Raw genomic sequence first — 11,141 nt, 5'->3', positions numbered from 1 at the left:
GTTAGCCGCGTACGGCCATGGATGGCCGATCGCGGCGGGCCCACGGAGCAGGACCGGAGCGAGGGAATGCCGAGCCTTGGCGAGGCACCGAACGTCAGGGGCAAGAGCCCTTGGTTACTTGGGGCCGGGCGGCGCTCCGCTTTTCCAAGTAACCCGCCGTAAGGGCGGAACCGTAAGTGGCCGCGGCCAAAGAAACGGATATGTACACAATTAAAAAAGGAAAACAAAAACGGCCTCTATATAAGAGGCCGTTCCCGGTACAACTCAACACGCTACAGCAAGACAACTCTTACTTGCGGTCTTCCAGCTTGGTGATATCACGCGACTCGTAGCCGGTGTACAACTGGCGCGGACGGCCAATCTTGTACGGGCTGGAGAGCATTTCTTTCCAGTGGGAGATCCAGCCGACGGTCCGCGCCAGGGCGAAGATCACGGTGAACATGCTGGTTGGAATGCCGATCGCCTTGAGGATGATCCCCGAGTAGAAGTCGACGTTCGGGTACAGCGAGCGCTCGATGAAGTACGGGTCGGTCAGGGCGATCTCTTCCAGGCGCATGGCCAGTTCGAGTTGCGGATCGTTCTGGATGCCCAGTTCCTTCAACACTTCGTCGCAGGTCTGCTTCATGACGGTGGCGCGCGGGTCGCGGTTTTTGTAAACGCGGTGACCGAAGCCCATCAGTTTGAACGGATCGTTCTTGTCCTTGGCCTTGGCGATGAACTTGTCGATGTTGGAAACATCGCCGATTTCATCGAGCATGGTCAGTACGGCTTCGTTTGCACCGCCGTGGGCAGGGCCCCACAGTGCAGCGATACCGGCGGCGATACAGGCGAACGGGTTGGCGCCCGAGGAGCCCGCCAGACGCACGGTGGACGTCGAGGCGTTCTGCTCGTGGTCGGCATGGAGGATGAAGATCCGGTCCATGGCCTTGGCGAGCACCGGGCTGATCGGTTTGATCTCGCACGGGGTGTTGAACATCATGTGCAGGAAGTTTTCCGCGTACGACAGGTCGTTGCGCGGGTACATCATGGGTTGGCCCATGGAGTACTTGTAAACCATCGCGGCCAGGGTCGGCATCTTGGCAACCAGGCGGATCGCGGAAATTTCGCGATGCTGCGGGTTATTGATGTCCAGGGAGTCGTGGTAGAACGCCGAGAGGGCGCCGACTACGCCGCACATGACGGCCATCGGGTGGGCGTCGCGACGGAAGCCGTTGAAGAAGGTCTTCAGCTGCTCGTGAACCATGGTGTGGTTCTTCACGGTGCTGACGAACTGGGCCTTCTGTTCTGCGGTCGGCAGTTCGCCGTTGAGCAGCAGATAGCAGGTTTCCAGGTAGTCCGACTTTTCAGCCAGCTGTTCGATCGGGTAGCCGCGGTGCAGCAGAATGCCGTTGTCGCCGTCGATATAGGTGATCTTCGACTCGCACGAGGCGGTCGACATGAAGCCTGGGTCAAAGGTGAAACGGCCCGTGGCCGTCAGGCCCCGAACATCGATAACATCGGGACCAACGGTGCCGGTTAAAATGGGCAGCTCGACGGGGGCTGCGCCCTCGATGATCAACTGCGCTTTTTTGTCAGCCATGTGGCCTCCTATTTATGCTTGAAATCATCAGACAGACCCCCCACGCAGGGCCCGCACCACTATAGTGAGATAAATTCGAATGTCAATTTGCCTAAAGTCTTGCTCCAGAAGGCTTTAACCGGACTTTTTCCTCGAAATTGACTGCCATTTACGCCTTTTATGTCAGTTGCGCAATCCGCTGTTTGGGTTAGGTGTTTGCGTTGTCATTAGTAGCCTAACTGTCTATACTCGGCCACCGACCGCCAAGGGCTTTTGGGCTTGCTTTCATTGGGGGTCGCATCCCTGGGTGGTGGTTACCTGACCAGTGCACTCCCCAACAACTTTGCCCTGATTGTTAGGGGCTCTTCAGTGTGAAAAAAAAGCCGTGAAAAGCCAACGACCTGTAAACCTAGACCTAAGGACCATCAAACTCCCAGTCACTGCTTACACGTCCATTCTTCACCGTATTTCCGGTGTCATCCTCTTCGTGTGCCTTGCCATCATGCTTTACGCATGGGACAAGTCGCTGAGCTCCGAGGAAGGCTTCGGTCAGGTGAAAGCGTGTCTGACCAGTCCGCTAGCCAAGCTAGTGATTTGGGGCATCCTGTCCGCTCTGCTGTATCACCTGGTAGCCGGTGTGCGCCATTTGATCATGGACATGGGCATCGGTGAGACGCTGGAAGGCGGCAAGCTGGGCTCGAAAATCGTTATCGCCGTTTCCGTGGTGGTAATCGTTCTGGCAGGAGTTTGGATATGGTAACTAACGTCACGAACCTGTCGCGTTCGGGCCTCTATGACTGGATGGCGCAGCGCGTTTCTGCGGTCGTTCTCGCGGCTTACTTCATCTTCCTGATCGGATACATCGTGGCCCATCCTGGCCTCGAGTACGCCCAGTGGCATGAACTGTTCGCCCATAACGGGATGCGTATCTTCAGCCTCCTGGCCCTTGTTGCCCTCGGCGCTCACGCCTGGGTCGGCATGTGGACCATCGCGACCGACTACCTGACGCCAATGGCGCTGGGCAAGTCCGCGACGGCTGTGCGTTTCCTTTTCCAGGCAGTATGCGGCGTTGCGATGTTCGCTTACTTCGTCTGGGGTGTGCAGATTCTCTGGGGTATCTGAGTCATGGCTAACATTCCAACGATTTCTTTCGACGCCATCATTATTGGTGGTGGCGGTGCCGGCATGCGCGCAGCGCTGCAACTGGCACAGGGCGGTCACAAGACTGCCGTGATCACCAAGGTTTTCCCGACCCGCTCGCACACTGTGTCCGCTCAAGGCGGCATCACCTGCGCAATCGCGTCTGCCGACCCGAACGATGACTGGCGCTGGCACATGTACGATACCGTCAAGGGTTCCGACTACATCGGTGACCAGGACGCTATCGAATACATGTGTCAGGAAGGCCCGGCTGCCGTTTACGAGCTGGACCACATGGGCATGCCTTTCTCGCGTACCGAGCAAGGTCGTATCTACCAGCGTCCATTCGGCGGTCAGTCGAAGGATTACGGTAAAGGCGGGCAGGCTGCCCGTACTTGCGCCGCTTCCGACCGTACCGGTCACGCGCTGCTGCACACCCTTTATCAGGGCAACCTGAAAGCCGGTACCGTGTTCCTGAACGAGTACTACGCTGTCGATCTGGTGAAGAACGGCGAAGGCGAGTTCGTCGGTGTGATCGCGATCTGCATCGAAACCGGTGAAACCACCTACATCCGCGCGAAAGCCACCGTGCTGGCGACCGGCGGTGCAGGCCGTATCTACGCTTCGACCACCAACGCCCTGATCAACACCGGTGACGGCGTTGGCATGGCGCTGCGTGCCGGTGTGCCGGTACAAGACATTGAAATGTGGCAGTTCCACCCGACCGGCATCGCCGGCGCTGGTGTACTGGTTACAGAAGGTTGCCGTGGTGAAGGTGGATACCTGATCAACAAGCACGGCGAGCGTTTCATGGAGCGTTATGCTCCGAACGCCAAGGACCTTGCTGGTCGTGACGTTGTTGCCCGTTCGATGGTTAAAGAGATCATCGCCGGTAACGGTTGCGGTCCGAACGGCGACCACGTGATGCTCAAGCTCGACCACCTGGGCGAGGAAGTGCTGCACAGCCGTCTGCCAGGCATCTGCGAACTGTCGAAGACTTTCGCGCACGTTGACCCGGTTGTCGCTCCGGTTCCGGTTGTTCCGACTTGCCACTATATGATGGGCGGCGTTGCCACCAACATTCATGGCCAGGCGATCACCCAGGACGCCGAAGGCGTGGACAAGATCATTCCTGGTCTGTTCGCGGTAGGTGAAGTGGCTTGCGTATCGGTACACGGCGCCAACCGTCTGGGCGGCAACTCGTTGCTCGACCTGGTGGTATTCGGCCGCGCTGCCGGCCTGCACCTGGAGAAGGCTCTGACCGACGGCATCGAATACGATGACGCCACCGAAGCCGATATCGAAGCTGCCCTGTCGCGCCTGAACGCACTGAACAACCGTACCGACGGCGAAGACGTCGCTACCCTGCGTCGCGAGCTGCAAAGCTGCATGCAGAACTACTTCGGTGTATTCCGTACCGGCGAATACATGCAGAAAGGTATCGCTCAGCTGGCTGAGCTGCGTACCCGCATCGCCAACGTGAAGATCAACGATAAGTCGCAGGCGTTCAACACTGCACGTATCGAAGCGCTGGAACTGCAAAACCTGCTGGAAGTGGCCGAAGCTACCGCTATCGCCGCTGAAGTTCGCAAGGAGTCCCGTGGTGCTCACGCCCGTGAAGACTTCGAAGACCGTGACGACGAAAACTGGCTGTGCCACACCCTGTACTTCCCGGGTGACAAGCGCGTCACCAAGCGTGCCGTGAACTTCTCGCCGAAGACTGTTCCGACTTTCGAACCTAAAGTCCGGACTTATTAAGGGTGACCGCCATGTTGCAAGTCAGTGTTTATCGCTACAACCCTGATCAGGACGCAGCGCCGTTCATGCAGGAATTCCAGGTCGATACCGGTGGTAAGGACCTGATGGTGCTGGATGTGCTGGCCCTGATCAAAGAGCAGGACGAAGGTTTCTCCTATCGTCGCTCTTGCCGTGAAGGTGTTTGCGGTTCCGACGGCATGAACATCAACGGCAAAAACGGTCTGGCGTGCATCACGCCGCTGTCTGCTGTCGTAAAAGGTAACAAGTTGATCGTTCGTCCTCTGCCAGGTTTGCCGGTTATCCGTGACCTGGTCGTCGATATGAGCATCTTCTACAAGCAATACGAGAAGGTTAAGCCATACCTGCAGAACGACACGCCGGCTCCGGCCATCGAGCGTCTGCAGTCCCCTGAAGAGCGTGAAAAGCTGGACGGTCTGTACGAGTGCATCCTGTGCGCTTGCTGCTCGACTTCCTGCCCGTCCTTCTGGTGGAACCCGGACAAGTTCCTGGGCCCGGCTGCCCTGCTGCAAGCGTACCGCTTCCTGGCAGACAGCCGTGACACCAAGACGTCCGAGCGTCTGGCTTCGCTGGATGACCCGTTCAGCGTATTCCGCTGCCGCGGGATCATGAACTGCGTCAACGTATGTCCGAAAGGCCTGAACCCGACTAAGGCCATCGGTCACATCCGTAACATGTTGCTCTCGAGCGGCGTGTGATTCAGCTGCTGTACCCGTAGAACCGCTGTACCCGTAGATGCTGCGGCGCAGGCTTCAACCGGCGCCGTAGTTTTAACCTGAGCAGCAGCTTAAAAGGCTGCGGCTCTTATTTTGAAGAAATGAGACAAGCAGGGGCATCCGGGCTGGTACCCGGACTATCAGTGTGATCCTAGTGGCTTGTTTTGGTCGCTGCATTCGGACTTCTGCAAGTTTGCTCGGTGTCGACACCGATGGTGTTCCCCTAACCGAGGGTGACCAAGCATGCAAGAAAGCGTGATGCAGCGCATGTGGAACAGTGCCTACCTATCCGGTAGTAACGCTGCCTATGTGGAAGAGCTTTACGAGCTCTACCTGCACGACCCTAACGCTGTGCCAGAAGAGTGGCGCACCTACTTCCAGAAGTTGCCTGCCGACGGCAACTCTGCCACCGATGTTTCGCACTCCACAATTCGCGATCATTTCGTCTTGCTGGCAAAGAACCAGCGCCGCGCCCAACCGGTTTCCGCCGGCAGCGTGAGCAGTGAGCACGAGAAGAAGCAAGTTGAAGTGCTGCGATTGATCCAGGCCTACCGTATGCGTGGCCACCAGGCAGCCCAGCTTGACCCGCTGGGGCTGTGGCAGCGTCCTGCACCTGCAGACCTGTCGATCAATCATTACGGCTTGACCAATGCCGATCTTGATACGACCTTCCGTGCCGGCGACCTGTTCATCGGCAAAGAGGAAGCGAGCCTACGCGAAATTCACGAAGCGTTGCAGCAGACATATTGCCGCACCATCGGCGCTGAATTCACGCATATCACCGATTCCGAGCAGCGCCAGTGGTTCCAGCAGCGTCTGGAAAGCGTGCGCGGTCGTCCGACGTACTCCGCCGACATCAAGAGCCACCTGCTCGAGCGCGTGACCGCCGGCGAAGGCCTGGAAAAATACCTGGGCACCAAATACCCGGGCACCAAGCGTTTCGGTCTGGAAGGCGGCGAGAGCCTGATTCCGATGCTCGACGAGCTGATCCAGCGTTCCGGTTCCTACGGCACCAAGGAAATCGTCATCGGCATGGCCCACCGTGGCCGTCTGAACGTGCTGGTCAACACCTTCGGCAAGAACCCGCGCGAGCTGTTCGACGAGTTCGAAGGCAAGAAGAAGGTCGAGCTGGGTTCCGGTGACGTGAAATACCACCAGGGCTTCTCGTCCAACGTGATGACCACCGGCGGTGAAGTTCACCTGGCCATGGCGTTCAACCCGTCCCACCTGGAAATCGTATCCCCGGTGGTCGAGGGTTCGGTTCGCGCCCGTCAGGATCGTCGTAACGACCCGACCGGCGAGAAGGTTCTGCCGATCTCCATCCACGGTGACGCTGCATTCGCAGGTCAGGGCGTGGTCATGGAAACCTTCCAGATGTCGCAGACCCGCGGTTTCAAGACCGGCGGTACCGTGCACATCGTGATCAACAACCAGGTCGGTTTCACCATCAGCAACCCGCTGGACTCGCGTTCCACCGAGTACGCGACCGACGTTGCGAAAATGATCCAGGCGCCGATCCTCCATGTGAATGGTGATGATCCGGAAGCCGTATTGTTCGTGACCCAGCTGGCCATCGACTACCGCATGCAATTCAAGCGTGACGTGGTGATCGACCTGGTCTGCTACCGTCGTCGCGGCCACAACGAGGCCGACGAGCCAAGCGGCACCCAGCCTCTGATGTATCAGCAGATCACCAAGCAGCGCACCACCCGTGAGCTGTATGCCGATCGTCTGACCCAGGGCGGTGTGCTGGACGCAGAGCGTGTTCAGGCGAAAGTCGACGAATACCGCAACGCGCTGGACAACGGTCTGCACGTGGTGAAAAGCCTGGTCAAGGAGCCGAACAAAGAGTTGTTCGTGGACTGGCGTCCATATCTGGGCCACGCCTGGACCGCGCGTCACGACACTCGCTTCGACCTCAAGACCTTGCAGGAGCTGTCCGCCAAGCTGCTGGAGATCCCGGAAGGCTTCGTGGTTCAGCGCCAGGTTGCCAAGATCTACGAAGACCGCCAGAAGATGCAAGCCGGCGGCCTGCCGATCAACTGGGGTTACGCCGAAACCATGGCGTACGCGACCCTGGCGTTCGAAGGTCACCCGATCCGCATGACTGGCCAGGACATCGGCCGCGGTACGTTCTCGCACCGCCATGCTGTCCTGCACAACCAGAAAGACGCGGGTACCTACATCCCGCTGCAGAACCTGTACGACGGTCAGCCGCGTTTCGACCTGTACGACTCGTTCCTGTCCGAAGAAGCGGTATTGGCGTTCGAGTACGGTTACTCGACCACCACGCCGAATGCCCTGGTTATCTGGGAAGCCCAGTTCGGCGACTTCGCCAACGGCGCCCAGGTAGTTATCGACCAGTTCATCACCAGTGGCGAGCACAAGTGGGGCCGTCTGTGCGGTCTGACCATGCTGCTGCCGCACGGTTATGAAGGTCAGGGTCCGGAGCACTCCTCGGCTCGTCTGGAGCGTTACCTGCAGCTGTGCGCCGAGCACAACATTCAGGTGTGCATGCCGACGACGCCGGCTCAGATCTACCACTTGCTGCGCCGTCAGGTGATTCGCCCGCTGCGCAAGCCACTGGTAGTCCTGACTCCGAAGTCGCTGCTGCGCCACAAGCTGGCCATCTCGACGCTGGAAGATCTGGCCGAAGGTTCGTTCCAGACCGTTATTCCGGAAATCGATGCCCTGGACCCGAAAAAGGTCGAGCGCGTTGTTCTGTGTAGCGGCAAGGTCTACTACGACCTGCTGGAAAAACGCCGTGCCGAAGGCCGTGACGACATCGCCATCGTGCGTATCGAGCAGCTGTACCCGTTCCCTGAGGACGACTTGAAAGAAGTCCTGGCTCCTTACACCAACGCCAAGCATGCCGTCTGGTGCCAGGAAGAGCCGATGAACCAGGGTGCCTGGTACTGCAGCCAACACCACTTGCGTCGCAGCGTCGCCAACCTCAACAAGTCTCTCGTACTCGAGTACGCGGGCCGTGAGGCTTCTGCTGCACCTGCATGCGGTTACGCATCGATGCACGCCGAGCAGCAGGAACAACTGCTGCAAGACGCCTTTACTGTTTAACGCCTTCGCGCACCTGAAACCGAATTTAAGGAACCACAGATAATGGCTATCGAGATCAAAGCCCCCACTTTCCCGGAATCGGTTGCCGATGGCACCGTTGCCACCTGGCACAAGCAACCGGGCGACGCGGTCAAGCGCGACGAACTGATCGTCGACATCGAAACCGACAAAGTCGTGCTGGAAGTGCTGGCTACCGCTGACGGCGTGCTGGGCGCAATCGTCAAGAACGAAGGCGACACCGTTCTGTCCGACGAAGTCCTCGGCTCCATCGTTGAAGGCGGCGCTGCTGCTGCCGCTCCGGCTGCCGCTGCTGCTCCGGCCGCTGCTGCCGCAGCTCCAGCTGCCGGCGCTGACGAAGACGCTATCGCAGCTCCAGCCGCTCGCAAGCTGGCCGAAGAAAACGGCATCAACCTGGCGTCCGTCAAAGGCACCGGCAAAGACGGTCGTGTAACCAAGGAAGACGTGGTTGCCGCTGTCGAAGCCAAGAAAGCCGCTCCTGCTGCAGCACCTGCCAAGGCTGCCGCTCCGGCTGCCGCTGCTCCTGTGTTCGCCGCTGGCGACCGCATCGAGAAGCGCGTACCGATGACCCGCGTTCGCGCCACCGTGGCCAAGCGTCTGGTTGAAGCTCAGTCGAACATGGCGATGCTGACCACTTTCAACGAAGTCGACATGACCGAAGTCATGGCGCTGCGTTCGAAGTACAAGGATCTGTTCGAGAAGTCCCACAACGGCGTACGCCTGGGCTTCATGTCGTTCTTCGTGAAAGCAGCCACCGAAGCGCTGAAACGCTTCCCGGCTGTCAACGCCTCGATCGACGGCGGCGACATCGTTTACCACGGCTACGCTGACGTCGGCGTTGCAGTTTCCAGCGATCGCGGCCTGGTTGTACCGGTCCTGCGTAACGCCGAACTGATGAGCCTGGCTGAAATCGAAGGCGGCATCGCCACCTTCGGCAAGAAAGCCCGCGACGGCAAACTGTCGATGGACGAAATGACCGGTGGTACTTTCACCATCACCAACGGCGGTACTTTCGGTTCGATGATGTCGACCCCGATCGTCAACCCGCCACAAGCAGCCATCCTGGGCATGCACAACATCATCCAGCGTCCTATGGCCATCAACGGTCAGGTCGTTATCCGTCCGATGATGTACCTGGCACTGTCCTACGATCACCGTCTGATCGATGGCAAAGAAGCTGTGACCTTCCTGGTGACCATCAAGAACCTGCTGGAAGATCCGGCTCGTCTGTTGCTGGATATCTGATAGAAGCAGCCATGAGCTGCAAGCCCAGGCTGTCGGAAAACCCGCAGCCTGGCTTGTCGCTCGCGGCTCGAAGCTTTTCGCTAAAGAGGATTTTTTGAATGTCGCAGAAATTTGACGTAGTAGTGATCGGTGCGGGCCCTGGCGGTTACGTCGCTGCCATCAAGGCCGCGCAGTTGGGTCTCTCCACTGCCTGCATCGAGAAGTACACCGACAAGGAAGGCAAACTGGCTCTGGGCGGTACTTGCCTGAACGTCGGCTGCATTCCATCCAAGGCCCTGCTGGACAGCTCGTGGAAATTCCACGAGGCCCAGGACGGTTTCGCGATCCACGGTATCAATCACGCTGGCGTGACCATGGACGTGCCCGCGATGGTCGGCCGTAAAGCCAACATCGTCAAAGGCCTGACCTCTGGCGTTGCGACCCTGTTCAAAGCCAACGGTGTGACCTCCATCCAGGGTCATGGCAAGCTGCTGGCCGGCAAGAAAGTCGAAGTCACCAAGCCAGACGGCTCGGTTGAAGTCATCGAAGCCGAAAACGTCATCCTGGCTCCAGGTTCGCGTCCGATCGACATTCCGCCAGCTCCGGTTGACCAGAATGTGATCGTCGACTCCACCGGCGCCCTGGAATTCCAATCGGTACCCAAGCGTCTGGGCGTGATCGGCGCTGGCGTGATCGGTCTGGAACTGGGTTCGGTCTGGTCGCGTCTGGGTGCAGAAGTGACTGTCCTGGAAGCCCTGGACACCTTCCTGATGGCAGCGGACACCGCTGTTTCCAAGGAAGCGCTGAAAACCCTGACCAAGCAGGGTCTGGACATCAAGCTGGGCGCTCGCGTAACCGGTTCCAAAGTGAACGGCGACGAAGTCGTTGTGAACTACACCGATGCCAACGGCGAACAGAACATCACGTTCGACAAGCTGATCGTAGCCGTTGGTCGCCGTCCGGTGACCACTGATCTGCTGGCTGCCGACTGCGGCGTGACCCTGGACGAGCGCGGTTTCGTGCACGTTGACGATCACTGCGCCACCACCGTACCGGGCGTCTACGCCATCGGCGACGTGGTTCGCGGCATGATGCTGGCGCACAAGGCCTCGGAAGAGGGCATCATGGTCGTCGAGCGCATCAAGGGCCACAAGGCCCAGATGAACTATGATCTTATTCCTTCGGTTATTTATACTCACCCGGAAATCGCATGGGTTGGTAAAACCGAGCAGGCCTTGAAAGCTGAAGGCGTTGAAGTTAACGTCGGCACCTTCCCGTTCGCAGCCTCTGGCCGTGCCATGGCTGCCAACGACACCGGTGGTTTCGTCAAGGTCATCGCAGATGCCAAGACAGACCGCGTTCTGGGCGTCCACGTGATTGGCCCAAGCGCTGCAGAACTGGTTCAGCAGGGCGCGATCGGTATGGAGTTCGGCACCAGCGCTGAAGACCTGGGCATGATGGTTTTCTCCCATCCGACCCTGTCTGAAGCCTTGCACGAAGCTGCTTTGGCAGTGAATGGCGGCGCCATCCACATCGCCAACCGCAAGAAGCGTTAAGACAATAAGAAACCACGGCGGAATGGCCCGTCGTGAGCCTTGCATGCAAGACTCACCGCGGAATATCCGCTGGACGCA

The 11,141-nt window shown here is 58.8% G+C and carries 8 protein-coding genes; 7 read left to right on the top strand and 1 reads right to left on the bottom strand.

Translation table 11 applies throughout. The annotated features are described in order from the left end of the window. Nucleotides 1-289: 289 nt before the first annotated feature. Nucleotides 290-1,579, bottom strand: a complete 1,290-nt coding sequence (gene gltA, locus ACCD00_RS14100; RefSeq protein WP_007977501.1) for a citrate synthase — start codon at nt 1,577-1,579, stop codon at nt 290-292. Nucleotides 1,580-1,943: 364 nt separating this feature from the next. On the opposite strand from gltA, the gene sdhC reads away from it, so the two are divergent. From sdhC to lpdA, 7 genes are all read left to right on the top strand, one after another. Continuing rightward, nucleotides 1,944-2,318, top strand: coding sequence for a succinate dehydrogenase, cytochrome b556 subunit (gene sdhC, locus ACCD00_RS14095; protein WP_043302324.1), 375 nt, complete (start codon nt 1,944-1,946; stop codon nt 2,316-2,318). After that, nucleotides 2,312-2,680: a succinate dehydrogenase, hydrophobic membrane anchor protein gene (gene sdhD / locus ACCD00_RS14090; protein ID WP_008017858.1), complete on the top strand. Its 369-nt coding sequence runs from the start codon at nt 2,312-2,314 to the stop codon at nt 2,678-2,680. Before sdhC ends, sdhD begins: the two co-directional genes overlap by 7 nt. A gap of 3 nt (nt 2,681-2,683) precedes the next feature. Next, complete coding sequence (gene sdhA / locus ACCD00_RS14085) at nt 2,684-4,456, top strand: succinate dehydrogenase flavoprotein subunit (RefSeq protein WP_413425351.1); 1,773 nt, start codon at nt 2,684-2,686, stop codon at nt 4,454-4,456. A gap of 11 nt (nt 4,457-4,467) precedes the next feature. After that, nucleotides 4,468-5,172 (top strand): succinate dehydrogenase iron-sulfur subunit, encoded by a 705-nt coding sequence (locus ACCD00_RS14080; protein ID WP_003223007.1) that lies wholly within the window; start codon nt 4,468-4,470, stop codon nt 5,170-5,172. Nucleotides 5,173-5,433: 261 nt separating this feature from the next. Next, nucleotides 5,434-8,265 carry a 2-oxoglutarate dehydrogenase E1 component gene (locus ACCD00_RS14075; RefSeq protein ID WP_413425349.1) on the top strand — a complete coding sequence of 944 codons (2,832 nt, stop codon included), beginning with the start codon at nt 5,434-5,436 and terminating at the stop codon, nt 8,263-8,265. 42 nt (nt 8,266-8,307) lie between these two features. Further along, nucleotides 8,308-9,528, top strand: coding sequence for a 2-oxoglutarate dehydrogenase complex dihydrolipoyllysine-residue succinyltransferase (gene odhB / locus ACCD00_RS14070; protein ID WP_007977514.1), 1,221 nt, complete (start codon nt 8,308-8,310; stop codon nt 9,526-9,528). A gap of 98 nt (nt 9,529-9,626) precedes the next feature. Then, nucleotides 9,627-11,063 carry a dihydrolipoyl dehydrogenase gene (gene lpdA, locus ACCD00_RS14065; RefSeq protein WP_077047447.1) on the top strand — a complete coding sequence of 479 codons (1,437 nt, stop codon included), beginning with the start codon at nt 9,627-9,629 and terminating at the stop codon, nt 11,061-11,063. The last annotated feature ends 78 nt before the right edge of the window (nt 11,064-11,141 follow it).

Origin of the sequence: Pseudomonas sp. Pseusp3, assembly GCF_047304225.1 — a bacterium.
GTDB lineage: Bacteria > Pseudomonadota > Gammaproteobacteria > Pseudomonadales > Pseudomonadaceae > Aquipseudomonas > Aquipseudomonas fluorescens_CD.
The sequence above is the reverse complement of the archived record's forward strand: the minus strand, read 5'-3'. Positions and strand labels throughout refer to the sequence as shown.

Bases quoted from the DNA above. Each gene is read 5' to 3' on its own strand.
- sdhD (WP_008017858.1), top strand. From the start codon at position 2,312: ATGGTAACTAACGTCACGAACCTGTCGCGTTCGGGCCTCTATGACTGG.
- ACCD00_RS14075 (WP_413425349.1), top strand. From the start codon at position 5,434: ATGCAAGAAAGCGTGATGCAGCGCATGTGGAACAGTGCCTACCTATCC.
- lpdA (WP_077047447.1), top strand. From the start codon at position 9,627: ATGTCGCAGAAATTTGACGTAGTAGTGATCGGTGCGGGCCCTGGCGGT.
- sdhA (WP_413425351.1), top strand. From the start codon at position 2,684: ATGGCTAACATTCCAACGATTTCTTTCGACGCCATCATTATTGGTGGT.
- gltA (WP_007977501.1), bottom strand. From the start codon at position 1,579: ATGGCTGACAAAAAAGCGCAGTTGATCATCGAGGGCGCAGCCCCCGTC.
- odhB (WP_007977514.1), top strand. From the start codon at position 8,308: ATGGCTATCGAGATCAAAGCCCCCACTTTCCCGGAATCGGTTGCCGAT.
- ACCD00_RS14080 (WP_003223007.1), top strand. From the start codon at position 4,468: ATGTTGCAAGTCAGTGTTTATCGCTACAACCCTGATCAGGACGCAGCG.